16 protein-coding genes are annotated in these 15,023 nt (G+C 51.0%); 7 read left to right on the plus strand and 9 right to left on the minus strand.

Annotated elements, in window-relative coordinates:
* Nucleotides 1-71 precede the first annotated feature (71 nt).
* On the minus strand, nt 72-1,859 hold the full coding sequence (locus tag KNP84_RS09545) for a mechanosensitive ion channel (RefSeq protein WP_214836619.1): 1,788 nt from the start codon (nt 1,857-1,859) through the stop codon (nt 72-74).
* A gap of 224 nt (nt 1,860-2,083) precedes the next feature.
* Between KNP84_RS09545 and mgsA the strand changes: the two genes are divergently transcribed.
* The 4 genes from mgsA (at nt 2,084) to KNP84_RS09565 (ending at nt 4,819) form a co-directional block, all read left to right on the plus strand.
* Nucleotides 2,084-2,497 carry a methylglyoxal synthase gene (gene mgsA / locus KNP84_RS09550; protein ID WP_214718660.1) on the plus strand — a complete coding sequence of 138 codons (414 nt, stop codon included), beginning with the start codon at nt 2,084-2,086 and terminating at the stop codon, nt 2,495-2,497.
* A gap of 90 nt (nt 2,498-2,587) precedes the next feature.
* Nucleotides 2,588-3,397 (plus strand): hypothetical protein, encoded by an 810-nt coding sequence (locus KNP84_RS09555; RefSeq protein ID WP_251130268.1) that lies wholly within the window; start codon nt 2,588-2,590, stop codon nt 3,395-3,397.
* Between the two features lie 113 nt (nt 3,398-3,510).
* Nucleotides 3,511-4,026: a YflT domain-containing protein gene (locus tag KNP84_RS09560; protein WP_021067958.1), complete on the plus strand. Its 516-nt coding sequence runs from the start codon at nt 3,511-3,513 to the stop codon at nt 4,024-4,026.
* A gap of 13 nt (nt 4,027-4,039) precedes the next feature.
* Nucleotides 4,040-4,819 (plus strand): YflT domain-containing protein, encoded by a 780-nt coding sequence (locus KNP84_RS09565; RefSeq protein WP_215114677.1) that lies wholly within the window; start codon nt 4,040-4,042, stop codon nt 4,817-4,819.
* 48 nt (nt 4,820-4,867) lie between these two features.
* Here the strand turns inward: KNP84_RS09565 and KNP84_RS09570 are convergent, their stop codons facing one another.
* Genes KNP84_RS09570 through KNP84_RS09580 form a run of 3 tightly spaced genes read right to left on the minus strand, consistent with a single transcriptional unit; the run spans nt 4,868 to nt 8,154 of the window.
* Nucleotides 4,868-5,830: a 2-hydroxyacid dehydrogenase gene (locus KNP84_RS09570; RefSeq protein WP_021067956.1), complete on the minus strand. Its 963-nt coding sequence runs from the start codon at nt 5,828-5,830 to the stop codon at nt 4,868-4,870.
* 50 nt (nt 5,831-5,880) lie between these two features.
* Nucleotides 5,881-7,023: a YcjF family protein gene (locus KNP84_RS09575; protein WP_021067955.1), complete on the minus strand. Its 1,143-nt coding sequence runs from the start codon at nt 7,021-7,023 to the stop codon at nt 5,881-5,883.
* A 12-nt stretch (nt 7,024-7,035) separates the two neighbouring features.
* Nucleotides 7,036-8,154 carry a GTPase gene (locus tag KNP84_RS09580; RefSeq protein WP_058765310.1) on the minus strand — a complete coding sequence of 373 codons (1,119 nt, stop codon included), beginning with the start codon at nt 8,152-8,154 and terminating at the stop codon, nt 7,036-7,038.
* Between the two features lie 81 nt (nt 8,155-8,235).
* Here KNP84_RS09580 and KNP84_RS09585 point away from each other — a divergent pair, with 81 nt between their 5' ends.
* Nucleotides 8,236-8,622 carry a VOC family protein gene (locus KNP84_RS09585; protein WP_215114731.1) on the plus strand — a complete coding sequence of 129 codons (387 nt, stop codon included), beginning with the start codon at nt 8,236-8,238 and terminating at the stop codon, nt 8,620-8,622.
* 95 nt (nt 8,623-8,717) lie between these two features.
* A complete protein-coding gene (locus KNP84_RS09590) occupies nt 8,718-9,518 on the plus strand; it encodes a formate/nitrite transporter family protein (protein WP_214827822.1) in 801 nt (266 codons plus the stop codon).
* A 52-nt stretch (nt 9,519-9,570) separates the two neighbouring features.
* Here the strand turns inward: KNP84_RS09590 and KNP84_RS09595 are convergent, their stop codons facing one another.
* Nucleotides 9,571-11,034: an alanine/glycine:cation symporter family protein gene (locus tag KNP84_RS09595; protein ID WP_215114678.1), complete on the minus strand. Its 1,464-nt coding sequence runs from the start codon at nt 11,032-11,034 to the stop codon at nt 9,571-9,573.
* 420 nt (nt 11,035-11,454) lie between these two features.
* On the opposite strand from KNP84_RS09595, the gene KNP84_RS09600 reads away from it, so the two are divergent.
* Nucleotides 11,455-12,429 (plus strand): hypothetical protein, encoded by a 975-nt coding sequence (locus KNP84_RS09600; RefSeq protein WP_215114679.1) that lies wholly within the window; start codon nt 11,455-11,457, stop codon nt 12,427-12,429.
* 51 nt (nt 12,430-12,480) lie between these two features.
* Here the strand turns inward: KNP84_RS09600 and KNP84_RS09605 are convergent, their stop codons facing one another.
* The 4 genes from KNP84_RS09605 to KNP84_RS09620 form a co-directional block, all read right to left on the minus strand.
* Nucleotides 12,481-12,648 (minus strand): hypothetical protein, encoded by a 168-nt coding sequence (locus KNP84_RS09605; RefSeq protein WP_021067950.1) that lies wholly within the window; start codon nt 12,646-12,648, stop codon nt 12,481-12,483.
* A 1-nt stretch (nt 12,649) separates the two neighbouring features.
* Nucleotides 12,650-12,853, minus strand: a complete 204-nt coding sequence (locus KNP84_RS09610) for a YwbE family protein (RefSeq protein WP_021067949.1) — start codon at nt 12,851-12,853, stop codon at nt 12,650-12,652.
* A gap of 64 nt (nt 12,854-12,917) precedes the next feature.
* Nucleotides 12,918-13,250, minus strand: a complete 333-nt coding sequence (locus KNP84_RS09615; RefSeq protein ID WP_214836606.1) for a hypothetical protein — start codon at nt 13,248-13,250, stop codon at nt 12,918-12,920.
* 48 nt (nt 13,251-13,298) lie between these two features.
* A complete protein-coding gene (locus KNP84_RS09620) occupies nt 13,299-14,996 on the minus strand; it encodes a glycoside hydrolase family 13 protein (RefSeq protein WP_214836604.1) in 1,698 nt (565 codons plus the stop codon).
* Nucleotides 14,997-15,023: the final 27 nt, after the last annotated feature.

A 15,023-nucleotide genomic window follows, 5' to 3' on the forward strand; every position in this document is an offset into this window, starting at 1 on the left:
ATATCGACAAAAGTGACACTATTTTACAGCAAAACAAAACGGGCCCCTATGCAGGGACCCGTCCTTCACTGTTATGGACGAAGTGGACCTTCGTTGTCATCAAGTGAACGGTTATCTTGATCTGGTGTGATGTTGTCGTGGAACGGGTTCGGTTCTGGACCGTCTACGTTCGTCACATCAGATTGTGGGGTTTGGGGACGATTCGTTTCACGCTTCAACTCTTGTTTCGTTTGATTCGCTTCACGTTTCGACTGTTCCACACCTTGTTTCGCCTGTTGCTTCGCAGCTTCGGCTTCTTGATTCATCTGTGCTTTTTCTTGCTCGAGACCTTCTTTCGATACTTCTGTCTCATCGATTCGCTTCTCAGCTTTCTTCAAGTAGCGAGCTGCTGTCTCGCGTCCACCAAGACCGAAGGCAAGACCGAAGGCGAGGGCAACTGCACCAAGGATGAGCAAGAATGCCGTATTGACAATCATTGGCGCGATGCCAAGTTGGCTGATTGCCATGAAGAAAGCGATTCCAAGAATCGCGTATTTCGCGACGTGGCGCAAGACGCTCGGTTGGCCAGCTCCATCTACGAGCACGCTACCGACGAGACGCTCTGCCATGTTCGCGAGCCAGAAACCGACCGCCAAGATGACGATGGCTGCGATGACCATTGGCAAGTATGCGAAGATTGCTGTTGCGAGCGAAGCCATAAAGTCGAGGTTCGCGACTTGAAGTGCCTCTGAAACGAACAACAAGATGATGATGATTTGAACGATGGTTCCGATGACTTGTGCAATCGATGTCGATGACGTTGAGCGGCCACCGAGACCCATTTTGCTAGCGAGTGAGTTGACGCCCAAGTTCTCAAGGAGAGACACGACGACACCTTTCAACCACTTGGCAATAAACACACCGGCGAGAATCAAGACGATTGCCACGATGATGTTCGGAATCATCGCCAAGACGTCATTGAGCATCGAGATGGCTGGATCCGAAATTCCGCGAATATCAAGTGCTTCGAGCGCTGAAATCGTGACCGGAATCATAATCAAGATGAAGACGATTGTACCAACCGCTTTCGCAAGACTAGAACCTTTCACGTAGTCAGCCAAGTGAAGTTTTTCGGCGAAGCGGTTAAGACCTGCCGCTTCCAAGAATTTCGTCAAGACGTCACGGACGATTTTCGCAACGATATAACCAATCGCGAAGATGAGAGCCGCAGCGACAAGTTTCGGGATGAAGGCAAGGAAACTGTTCAACAAGTCTTCAAATGGTCCACTGATGCCTTGCAAGCCAAGCGCATCAAGTACAGCCGGAAGAGCTAACAATAAAACAAGATAGAAGACGATATTGGCGACCGTGTCGACCCATTTCGTCTGATTGACGCTTGTCGACTCTTGGCCTGTCTTCTCCATCAACTTGTTCAAGTTGAGGCGATGACCTGCCATTTGAATCCCTTTCTTCAAGAGCGTGGCGATAATCCAAGCGACGAGCAGGATGAGACCCGCTTTGATGACACCTGTGATCAAGCCAGAGAAGCCGGCGTAGATTTGGCTGAACGGTTGAGCGACAGCCGGGACGTTCAAGAATTCAAAGATAATTAAGAATGCGAGAAGCAGTACGCCGAAGAAGACGACTTTCGCGATGATGCGTTCAGGTGTCCACCGCTTTTCCTCTCTTCCAGGTTTTCCAGGTTCACCTTCTTGTTTCACACCTACACGATCGTCAAGACGTGCTTTGCGAAGCGCTTTGCGCGTCACGTTTTCAAGAACTTTCGCCAAAATGAATCCGACGACAAGAATGACCAATGCAAGCAAAAGCTCAGGCAGCCATGACATGAATGTGTTGAAGTTATAAGTAGTATCGTTCATTTAACATCTTCCTCCAATCTCTTTTTGAAATGATTTCATTTATTTGACTCTTTGTATAAATACCAACATTTTCATCTGCCTAAACCTTGCCATTTCCTATTCCTCTATAAATCATTCTCGTCAAAACGTTTTTTTAGAAAGTGCTCTTATAAGAAAGAAGTCGTGTCTTTCTCCAGTAAATGTGATACGAATTAAAAGAAGAAGTCTTTTGAGGAGGAATCAAGATGAACATCGCCCTGATTGCCCACGATAAGAAAAAAGATGATTTGATTGTGCTCGTAAAAGCCTACGCCCACGTCTTGAAACAACATCAATTATTCGCGACCGGTACGACTGGAAAGCGCGTCGCCGAGGCGACCGGTTTACCGGTCCATTGTTTTCAATCCGGACCGCTTGGCGGGGACCAAGAAATCGGTGCCGCCGTCGCCCGAGGCGAGATAGACATGATTATTTTCTTCCGTGACCCGTTGACGGCCCAGCCGCACGAACCCGATGTGAGCGCCTTGATGCGTCTCTGTGACGTGTATTCGATTCCGCTAGCGACGAATATGGGAGGCAGTGAGATTCTCATCCGCAGCATCGAACAAGGGGACTTCGAATCATTGACGCTATCGCATAACGACCCACCCCCGGAATAATCCAACTATGAGAAGAGAGGAATTTTTCTGAAATCACACGTATCGAACGATCCAATCGTTCAACAGTTTTACGATCAAGTCCGAACGCACTTGCACGACCTGCTCAATGATGAGACGAAAGCCGATCGGTTGCTCGACAGTTTAGCGGGCTATATTCGACAAGCGGAAAAGAACGAACAGTCGCTAGAGGGGCTGACCAAGCAAAACCCGAAGGACTATGCCTTATTCTTAATCGAACAACCGACGACGAACGAAGAGTATCGCCGTCGCTACCATACGATGATCGAGGCGTCAGAAGAATTGAAATCGCATGAGAAAACTCAAGCCAATCGGGAATTCGACTGGGCCATCGATCGGCTCAACGACGTCCAGGTCAAGCTTCAAGATGTCGAGATGCGTGACGTCTCCTTTTTGGCCTATACAAAAATCGAGGCCATCAAATCATCGCGTCGCGTCTGGAATCAATTCGGTTGGCTGCTCGGCATGATTTTAGCGTTCGCCTATGCGAATCTGTTGCTCGTTATGGATGACGTATTCAGTTTGCGCTTGTTCACGGCACCGGCCACGCCTTATCCGCTCGACTACTTCGGATTCGTGCTCCCAGTGTTGTTGACTGGTGCCGTGTTTGGACTTTTGACGCGGTTTCGCCATCACTTTCAGACGTTAGGACGACGGATTCTATTCGCCTTGCTCATCATTGCCGTATACGTCGGGTTCGTTTTATTGACCCAGCCCATCCTGTTCTCGCTCGGATGGTCATTCTTGATTCAATTGACGCCTGTGTATGCGCTCATTCTGCTCGCGATCAGTGGATTCATGGCCATGTGGACACTCGTCGAGTTCGTTTGGAAGAACACGCGATGCCATCTCGGAAACGAAACATTAATGATTTATTATTGATGACGCCATTCTCGCCTTGAGATGGCGTTTTTTGTTTGAACCTTTGTTAGAACGGAAATTACTAATAGCGTGACGTCGATTTAACAAATAAACGATTACGAAGGAGGCACAACATGTCGGATCGCAAAATCATTGGGTTATTCCATAATGAGCAAGAAGTCATGGATAAGGTGAATGAACTCAAGCAAGCTGGGGAAGCAGAGAAAAACATGCACGTCGTAGCCAAGCGGGACGGGGAAATTTCTGCCTTGCGTTACCACACCGATGTGAATGCCGAATCGGGGATTCGTGATGTCAACTGGTTGGACCGTGTGAAAGCGTTCCTTCACGGAAGCGACCGCATTCGCGATGAGTTGCGGAATATGGGGCTTAGTGACGCGGAGGCGGAAGAATATTACACGTCCATCGACGCCGGCAAATTACTGCTTTACGTCGATAAGCATTCGTACGAACGCTATCCGAACATGTACAAAAAAGATAGTGCGCTCGACCATGATAAAGGGGAAGAAGCGGATGGCATCGCTTTCGATGCGAAACCGTTCAATGATCACGACGAAGAACCACGTGGCACGAAAGAGGACCCGATCGTCCGCGGACATTCTGGCTTAGAAGACCATCGCCGATTATAAGGAGGAAGACACTATGAGTGAGAAACGATTCATCAGCATGTATGACACGCAAGACGCGGCACTCGGCAAAGTCGAGGAGTTGCGTGCGAAAGGCTACAAAGATTCAGATATCTATGTCGTCGCCAAGCATGAGGACAATGTATCGATTTTGCGTCGTCAAACAGACGTCCATACCGAAGCGTCGCACCATACCGGATGGTTCGATAAAGTTCGGGCTTTCTTGAGCGGGCATGAGGATGTCCACGCGGGACTTCGAAATATGGGATTGAGCGAAGAAGAGGTAACTCGCCACTATAGCGATGTCGAGGCCGGAAAAATCTTGATTTATGTGGACGAAGATTTCGAACGTCGCCACAATGAAGGACTGACGGTCGATTCGACGCCTTATAACGACTCGAGACACGACTCGAGCCATCAAGGCCACCATACGGCTGATGGTCTTGAAATCGATTCGACTCCATATAATGAACCGAAACATGCCACACATGATGCGAGTCGTTCTGACCGCCCGTCGTCTGACGGCTTAGAAATCGATTCGACTCCATACAATGAACCGAAACATGCCACACATGATGCGAGCCGTTCTGACCGCCCGTCATCTGATGGCTTAGAGGTCGATTCGAAACCGTTCAATGAATCGGTCGGTGATGACCCGAACCGAGCCGTCGACCCTGAACAGGATCGATTGGACAAAGAATCCCATTTGAATGACCGCGAGAACAAGTTGCGCGGACTCGATGATCGGGCACTCCGTAACGACTATGAAGATCCGGATAATATTCGCCGTTTCTAATCCACGGATGCAACAAGGACCTGACCGCAACCCGGTCAGGTCCTTGTTTTACGTCAAGCGGTTCTTCGGTTCTTCCCCATCGAGCACGTTCATGATGGCTTCTCGGTTGAGCGCCATCATCGCGAGTCGGGTCTGAATCGATGCGCTGCCGATGTGCGGGAGCGTCGTCACGTTCGGGAGCGTCAAGAGCGGATGGTCCATCGCCACCGGCTCTTTGGCGAACACATCAAGTCCTGCCGCCCAAATCCGCTGTTCTTTTAACGCCTCGTACAACGCCGCCTCATCGATAATCTCGCCACGGGCGACATTGATGAAGCTGGCCGTCTGTTTCATTTTGGCGAACTGTTCCGCCCCTAACATCCCACGTGTTTCCTCGGTGAGGGGCGCAAGGACGACGACGAAATCGGATTGTTCGAGCAGTTCATCGAGTTCCGCGTAGACGAACCCATACATCGATTCCGATTCATGCCGTCGCGTCCGATTATGATACAACACGTCCATGTCGAAGCCACGGGCCCGGCGTGCGACCGCCTCGCCGATACGTCCCATTCCGATAATCCCGAGCTTGGCCCGATACAAGTCCATGCCGACGTACCCCATCGGCGTCCACGACTTCCACTCCCCGGCCCGTAAATCACGTTCCGCTTCCCCAAGCCGGCGTGCCGTCATCATCATCAGTCCGAAGGCGAGGTCGGCCGTCGTCTCGGTCAACACGTCTGGCGTGTTCGTCACGATGATGCCACGTTCTTTCGCCGCCTCGATATCGATATTGTTATAGCCGACCGCCAAGTTCGAGATGACTTCGAGCTGTGGGGCTTGCTCAATCAGTTCCCGGTCGATCGTGTCACTGAGCATCGTCCAAAGCGCATGTGCCGACGCCGCTTCTTCCACTAACACGTCACGTGGGACACTCTTCGCTTCTTCTTCCCACATGCGGACCTCGTACTTGTCCCGTAGCGGTGCCACAGCCTCTTCCGGTAATCGTCTCGTGATGTAAATTCGTTTCTTCATATCGTTTCCCCCTTTTGTCTCGTCTCGACCAGTGTATCAAACCGGTTCAATCAAGACTTCTTTTTCGTCACTGGATTTTGTTCCATGAACTTTTCGAACAACGAGCCAAAGTCACTGTCAAGCAGTTGCTCAATCGTCTTCGATGAGTCCATCGCGTTCCGGTACGCGACTTCGTTGATGGCGAGGCCGATCGCCCACGTGATGCCTGATGCGACAGTCGCATTGATGACGCTCGCCGCCGCGTTCGCCCCCGGGAAGAATTTCATGACGTTCAGTAAAATCGTCTTCGAGAGCGCCCGTCCGATTTGCGGGATGATGGTGCTGCCGATCAGCGTCTTCAGCATATCGTCGTTCGCTTTCACGCCCCAGTAGCGGAACAAGTGAACGCTCATCGTCACTTGAATCGGTGTGAGCGCGATCGCATCAGCGAACGGAAGCGGCACGGCGGCCGCCGTTCCGGCACTGGCGACATAACCCGAGATGATGCGGTTCGCCTTCTTCCGCTTCAATTTGAGCATCGCCTCACTCTCGGCATGAATCTCCATGAGCAACCCTTCTTGGAGCGAGTGGTCGAGCTGTTCGACCGACCACGTGACAAGACGTTCCCAATCGAGATGGGCCCGTAATTCCGGGTCATTCAACAGCTCGGCGGCGACGCTGACTTGGAACACGGCCTCTTCCGGTACCACATCCATTAATTCCTGTCGGAGGGCCGTGAGCTCATCTACATCGACTTGGTCGATTTGTGTCAACAGGACGGCGACCGACGTCGCTTCGTTTAACTGCTTGATGAGCGCACGGTCGAGCGGGGTGACCCGTTTCATCGAGGCGTTGATGACGTACCAAACGAGATGAATCTGTTCGGCAGCGCCTTTCGTCTGGGCCCGCTCAACGAAACCGATGACTTCATCGGCATACGCTTGCTGCCGGTCGCTCCCAATCTCATACCCTTCACTGTCATAGAGCACGATAGAAATCTCATCGCTCATGAACTGATGAATCCCCCGCGTCACCGGTTCACCGGCGGCCACTTTCGTCAAGTCGCGACCGAACACGTGGTTGACGACCGAACTCTTGCCCGATCCGGTCGCCCCTGCGATGAAAATATTCGGCTTTTTGACTTTTCCGCGTAAGCGGTCGAGCTCTTCCTTCAAATCGTACGTATCAAAATTGAATGGGGTCTGTTTATCCATGTCCGTTCCTCCTCATTGATTGAGCGTCCGGCCGAGCCGTCGCATCTCTTCCTCGAATCCGCGGTGCACGTCCAGTTCAATTGTTTGTTTGACCAGCTCGTACTGTTGATTGACGGCTTTCTTGATGCCGCGCTCCGCCGTTCGCCGCTTGAACGCCCAGTAAATGAAGTGGACGCCCGGAATCATGCCGAGCACCATTTTTCGGACGGTCCGGTTAAACGAATAATCAAACCCGAGCTCGACCCGACGCGTTTTAAAGACAAGGTCGGACGGGGCACCGACGAGCGGGTAGCGTTCCATCAATTGAATATAATGCCGAACGCCTTGGGCCATCGCCGCCTCTGTCGTCTCAGCGGCCGCTTCGAGCGTTCGTTCCAAGTCTTTTTCGATTTGGCGTGCTTTCCAGCTGATCATCACTTGCGGGGTGATCATGCGAATCGTCTCAGCCGAACGATAGCTCCGGGCGCGCCACGCCTCTAACTCGGTCAATAAATGACGCGTCAAGTTATGCGGTAGTTTTCGTTCGACGTCTTTCCAGAGGTTGGTCCGATTACGTTGCCACACCGCCTCATAGCCGATATGCGGCACGACTTGTCCGCCGAGCAATTTCTTTTCGACACTGTTGACTCGAATCATCGCATCCCGTGAAATTCCGAGTTCGCGCATGAGTACGTCCTCCATCGCTTCCGCCTTCTCGACGTTCATCGCACTGTCTGGGTTATAGTTCGTCAAGATGATCGTGACATTGCTTCGCTTCGCGTAGAGCGGTTTGAGAATCGATTCGAGTTCGTACGCCTCAACGCGCCCCGAGTTGATCGAGAGTAAATAATAAATGGTATGGAACCAGTCGGCGATATCGAGCGCACCTTCCCGCTTGTTGACGATGGAGAGGACCGCTTCATGCCATTCGTCGGACCGGTCCGCTTCGAGTCCCCATGTATCGAAGAAACGGAACAGAATCCCGCGCTCGAGATCGTAGTACTCGTATTCGTGAAGTCCTTCGGCCGTCACTGGGCTGCCGGCACGTGACTCAGCAACGTCACGCCCATAAATGTAATTTAAAAAAGCGCTCTTCCCGACCCCGGTCTTCCCCGCGATCAATATGTTCGAGACAAGCCCCGTGTTGTCCATATGGTTCCCCCTGCATTCGTTATATAATAACCATTATACTAAACGGACACATTTGAAACGTCCGACGGAAGGATGAGACCGATGCTACACCATGTCGAACTGTACGTTTCCGATTTAACGAAGAGCCTCAACGCTTGGGACTGGCTTCTCACCGAACTCGACTATACCGTCTATCAACAATGGGACGAAGGGCGAAGTTATCGATTCGGCGACACGTATCTTGTCTTCGTCCAAACCGAGGCCGATCACCTCGAACCTCCGTATCATCGTAAAAAGACAGGGTTGAACCACCTCGCCTTTCATGCCGCGTCATTGGAGCAACTCGAGCGACTGCGCTCGGAATTGCCTCAGCACGGATTCACGGAGCTCTATGCCGACCGCTTCCCTTATGCCGGTGGTCCGAACTATATCGCTCTTTATTTCGAGGATCCCGACCGCATGAAAGTCGAACTCGTGGCAACGATGTGAACAGTTGAAACGGCTTTCAAAAAAGTTTGTGAAAACAATTGCAAACTTTTGTTGGACCTCCTAGACTTAAGTTGTCTAAAGGAGGCCGTGTTCAAATGGAAAAACAAGCTGTCGAGTATATGGAAGAAGCCGCCTATAAAAAAGCGACGCTGTTGCGTCATGCGTTCGGTCACTACGCACTCCGTTCCATCGTCGCTGGTTTTCTAATCGGGATTGGGGTCGTCTTTGCCTTTTCGGTCGGTAACATGTTCATCGATGTGCCCGGGACGATGCTGTTCGCCGGGATGAGTTTCTCGGTCGCGCTCGTCTTTATCGTCTGGATGGGCGGCGAACTGTTCACGAGCAACACGATGTATTTGTATACGGGCGCGAAACGCGGACGTGTCGACTGGCGCGATTTGACGGCCGTCTGGGGCATCAGCTGGCTCGGTAACCTCGTCGGTGCGCTCATCCTCGTCGGGCTCGTCATCGGTGCCCACAGCATGGGTGACGTCGACACGGATCATCTCTTGTCCGTCGTCGCTGCAAAAAAGATGGGCGGCGAGGCGCTCGCGATTTTCTTAAAAGGGATTTTGTGTAACATCCTCGTCTGTATCGCTATCTTCATGCCGCTGAAAACAAAAAATGATGTCGCTAAAATCATGCTGACGATGCTACCGGTCGTCGTCTTTTTTGCCGCCGGCTTCGAGCACTCGATTGCCAATATGGGCATCTTCGGGCTCGCGCTCTATTATGTGCCGTCCGAGGCGATTAACATCGGTCTCGCACTGCATAACCTCGTCTTTGCCACACTCGGCAATATCGTGGGTGGCGCGCTGTTCGTCGCCGGGACCTATGTCCATTTGAACGCAAAACCTGCCGAGGGAAATATCGAATCGATCCGCCAAAATGCATAAAAAGACAGGGGCCCCGATGCGCAGGGCCCCTGTTGTTGCTTATATGCTGAGATTAACCTTTTGTCGTATCGGCAGCGGCCGCTTGGACCGCACCTTGCGCGACTTCTTCTTCTTCGACGTCCCAACATTCCGTATTCTCGATACCGAGTTTACGTGCCGAGAAGCGTGGGTTGAGACCTTGGGCACGCTGTTCTTCGTAGTCACGAAGGACTTTGAAGGCGACACCGCCGAGTAACGTGATGGCCGCGATGTTGATTAACGTCATGCCTGCCATGAACAAGTCAGCCAAGCTCCAAACGAAGCCGAGGCTTGCGACTGCTCCGATGAAGACGAACGCCATTGTAGCAAGGCGGAAACCGAGAACTGCGTTTTTGCTCTTCTTGATGAACTCGATGTTTGTTTCACCGTAGTAGTAGCTACCTGCGATTGAACTGAAGGCGAACAAGAAGACACTGACAGCTACGAACGCTGGCGCCCATGATCCGATTTGTTCGCTCAATGCGTTTTGAAGCATAACGATTCCTTCTCCGTTACCGGCAGCATAGCTGTCTGAGAGGAGGATGATGGCTGCTGTTGCCGTACAGACGATCAACGTGTCCAAGAAGACGCCGAGCGCTTGAAGGAAACCTTGTTTCGCTGGGTGTGAAACTTCTGCGGCTGCTGCCGCGTTCGGTGCCGAACCCATACCTGCTTCGTTCGAGAAGAGACCGCGACGTACACCCATCGAGATGGCTGCCCCGACCGATCCACCGAACGCTTGCTCAAGTCCGAATGCGCTCTGGAAGATTAATGCAAAGACGCCTGGGATTTCTGTGATGTTGACGACGACGACATAAGCTGCGATTGCCAAGTATAATCCAGCCATAATTGGTACAACGATTGCCGAGAAGTTCGCGACACGGTGCACACCACCGAAGATAACCAATCCAGTCAAGACGACGAGGATGGCACCACCGACGACGGCGTCGATGCCGAACGCGTTATCAAACGCGGCTGCGATTGTGTTCGATTGAACCGAGTTAAAGATGAGACCGAACGTCACCGCGATTAAGACGGCGAAGACGATACCAAGGGCTCGGTTGTTGAGTCCTTTTTCAATGTAGTATGCTGGACCGCCACGGTAAGCGACGTCATCTTTTACTTTATATACTTGAGCGAGCGTGCTCTCAATCATCGCTGTCGCTCCACCGAGAAGCGCGACGATCCACATCCAGAATACCGCTCCTGGTCCACCGACCGTCACGGCGACAGTGACACCGGCCAAGTTACCAGTCCCGATGCGTGTGGCCGCACCGATGAAGAATGATTTCATCGAACTGATGCTCTTGCTGTCTGTGACTTCTGGTTTTTCAGTAACGACCCGGAACATCTCTTTTAAGTAACGGAACTGCATAAAGCGCGTCCTCACTGTAAAGTAAATCCCTGCTCCGACGAGCGCGATGATGAGAACATACGTCCATAAGATGTTGTTCATGTAATCGACGCTTCCTTGTAACATGCTTTGCACGGCTTCCATAAATAAGTTCCTCCCTGTTGTGTGAATCTAAAGTTGTTAAGATGTTTTATAATGTCTTGTTTTGAATTATACAAAGATTCTGACAATTATCAATAATTTTTTTATAGGTCAGTTCACACTTATTTCGTATGTTATATAACAAAAGTTGAGTTATAGCTTTATTTAAAGCGCTTACAAAGTTATCTGAAAGAAATAATAAATCTTTATTTCCCTGCTGTATTTTGACGTCCTCATTCAACTTGTTTCAAACTATTCGCTTTGTGAATAGGTTTTAATGTGAATATTGTTTACATTTCTCATCTCGTTTGAATTATTTCCCTGATTTGCGACTGAACGCTAATTGACCGGGTAATAAATAACTATAGGTGTGCACCTTCTATAACACCACGTTCAGTCATCACGAGGAAAGAAGGGAACGAGATGAAGAAGCATCGAAAATGGTGGTCACTGTTGTTCGTGCTCATGTTCGTGCTGTCGCTCTTGCCAATGAAAGGAGTCGTTGCGGAAGAAAGTAGTAAACAATGGTGTGTGTCGACGACGTCGAGTACAACGATTTATGCGGGACAAAACATCCCGATTGGTACTGTTGACTTTGAGTTCGTTGCCGATGGGCTGAAAATCGTAATGGATTTGAATGACGGGGTCGTCTTACAGGATGTACCAGAAAACATCAAGATTGATTTCCGTTTAACGACCGAGTCTCTTGAGCGTGGAAGTCCCGGTGCATATGAATTCAAGATCAAATCACTTGTCGACCCGACACAGTTACTGATTCCGTATGCGAATCTCGCCGGTTACCTTGGAGTCACTGAATCCACGCTTTTGTCAGACGGATTCCAATTCAATGTTTTCCTCCACTTGGATACGGTAGTGAACGGTTCGAACGAAACAGCCTATCCGGGTGATCCGGGCGTCGGTACTCCTTGGGTCCGCTACGTCACGTTGACGGTGGAAGAATGTACGCCACCACCGCCACCAACGGACGACTATGATGTGTATACGATCGGTTTCTGGAAAAACACATTCAACTTCGACAAAGTAACGTTCTCGTATGGAACGTTCATTACACTCAACGGCCAAACCTATAGCGTGACTGACGACCGTGAAGCACTCGCCCTGCTCATGGATCCCGCGAAAAGAGGAATGACCGAAGAGAAACGATTGATTATGCAACTGACGGCTGCAAAAATCAACGTCTTGTTAAACGGTACTGATGTGCTCGATCTCGAGCTCGTCTATGCCATAGACAATAGCGAGGTCGGGTTGACCGTCGGTGAATTGCTCGCCGGTGCGGACGCGGCGCTTGCAAGCAAGAACGTTGAACAGATGAAGTACTATCAACAGCTGCTCGACCACTTCAACAATGGCTATTTCATCGGTACGTCACATGACTGAACAAACCTGGACAAACAAAAAAGGCAGTCGCTCATTGTGAGCGGCTGCTTGTTAAACGCCTGTCCGTTTCTTCTGGTTGTTCGGCTTCTTCGTCAACTGGTTCGTCAACGGTTTCTGCTTCGTCCCACGAAGTCCTGTCGGCACTTTCGTCTCGTTTTGTTTCTTTTCAGCGAGTTTTTGCTTCATCGCCTCTTGAAAACTTAATTTCTTTTCAGTCATGTTATTCACCTCCAGCTTCGATCACTTTCACCCGACCGACCTGTCCATCGCTTAAGCGTACTTTAATGCCGTGCGGGTGACGCGGCGAGTTCGTCAAAATGTCTTTGACGACGCCTGACGTCAACTTCCCACTCCGCTGATCTTGTTTTAGGACAATCTGGACGTGGAGCCCTGGGCGAATGTCCGCGCGTTTCGTGCCATCCATACCCGACACCCCTTTCCGTATAGTCAACCTCTATCATATGCTCTTTTCCCGCGTTTGTCACAATCTATTCCAAGATGCCGATTTGTCCGACCGTCCTCGTCAAATAACTTTGATCGGTCTTAAATCGGTTCGTCCCCTGTCCCCAAGCCGTCTCGACCTCGACGCGGCCTCGTTCGAACGAGATTGTCAAAATCACTCGCCCTGCCTCATTTTGTAATCGAGCCACTCCTTGCAACGCGTGAAAGGCATGGGTCAAATCCCGTGCAAATTGGACATACGCCTCCGTCCGGACCGTCTCGATGACTTGCGCATGGACGAGTCGTAACGTGTCGCGTGACGCTTCCGCGATGACGAACTCGAATATCGTCTCATCGTTTCCCATTTCGATGTGATGCATGTTCCTTACCTCCTAAAAAGACACCTTCGCCGTGAAGGTGTCTTTTCTTTATAAGCGGTACAGTCTTGCTTCGAACGGCCGTAGCATAAACGTGTCCGTCTCGATCGTCTCAGGATCCATCTCATTCGTTAACACGAGCGTCGCTTTGTCGAGACCAGGCAGCGTCGTCTCGGCAGGGTTTGCCGTCAAGTTGACGATGACATAAAACGTCTGTTGTTCGAACGTGCGCTCATAGGCGAACACTTGCAGATGTTCCGGCAACAAATCGCGGTAACTGCCGTACGTGAACGTGTCTTCTGTCCGACGAAGACGAATCATCGCCTTATAGAACGAAAGAATCGAATGGGCATCCTTCGATTGGGCGTCGACGTTGAGCGTCTCATACTCTTCATGAATCGGCATCCATGGCGACGCTGTCGAGAAACCAGCGTTCGGTGACGCGTCCCATTGAATCGGGGTGCGGACGTTGTCGCGTGATGTGCCCCATACGTGCTGCATCGAATCGATTTCGCTCATCCCGTTGGCAATCCGTTCGAAGTATTCATTTTTCGTCGCCACATCGTCATAGTCATGGATCGATGGCAGCGGCACGTTCTTCATACCGATTTCCTGCCCTTGATAGATGAACGGTGTCCCGTGCATGAAGAAGTACATCATGCCGAGGGCGGTCGCGCTCTCACGCCAATAGTGGTTCTCATCCCCGACGAGCGAAACGGCACGGACCATGTCATGGTTCTCAATATAGAGGGCGTTCCATCCCGTCTCGAGCAAGCCTTGTTGCCACTTGTCAAAGATGCGCTTCAGCTCGACGACATCGAGCGGCGCTAGACGTGATTGACGCATGATATCAACATGATCGAAATGGAACGCCATGTTCATCGCCCCGTTTTCCGGTCCCATCCATAAATCGGCGGCTTGCGGTTCAATCCCGTTCGTCTCACCGACCGTCATAATATCGTAATTGGCGAACGTCGCTTGTTTCATCTCTTGGAGATAGTCGTGAATGCCATCGATGTTCGAATACATCGAGAACGCCGTGACGTGTGGTTTTCCGTCTGGGGACGGCAACATCGTCTCGGTTGGCATCTTCTTGATGTGGCTGATTGCGTCGACCCGGAATCCGTCGATGCCTTTGTCGAGCCACCAGTTGATCATATCGTAGACGGCACCACGCACGTCTTCATTTTCCCAGTTCAAGTCCGGCTGTTTTTTGGAGAAGACATGCAAATAGTATTGCTCGGTCGTCTCATCGTACTCCCACGCCGAGCCACCAAAGATACTCGCCCAGTTGTTCGGGGGTCCTCCATCCGTCCCATCGCGCCAGATATACCAGTCGCGTTTCGGGTCGTCTTTCGAGCGTTTCGATTCGACGAACCACGGGTGCTCATCGGACGTATGGTTGACGACGAGGTCCAAGAGCAGCTTCATGCCGCGTGCATGGACGGCCTTGAGCAAGGCGTCAAAGTCTTCCATCGTCCCAAATTCTTGCATGATGTCTTGATAGTCCGAGATATCATAGCCGTTGTCATCGTTCGGAGATTTGTACATCGGACATAGCCAAATCACATCGATGCCAAGGTCTTCTAAATAATCGAGCTTCTCGATAATACCGCGGAGATCCCCAATCCCGTCTCCGTTCGAATCTTTAAAGCTACGCGGGTAAATCTGATACGCGATCGCTTCTTTCCACCACGTGCGGGTAACCGTTTTTTTCGCCACTTGTTCTCTGCTGACCATTGACTCCATACGCCGCTTGCCTCCTACATCTCATCA

It is taken from the genome of Exiguobacterium sp. s70 (genome assembly GCF_018618315.1).
Lineage (GTDB): Bacteria > Bacillota > Bacilli > Exiguobacteriales > Exiguobacteriaceae > Exiguobacterium > Exiguobacterium chiriqhucha.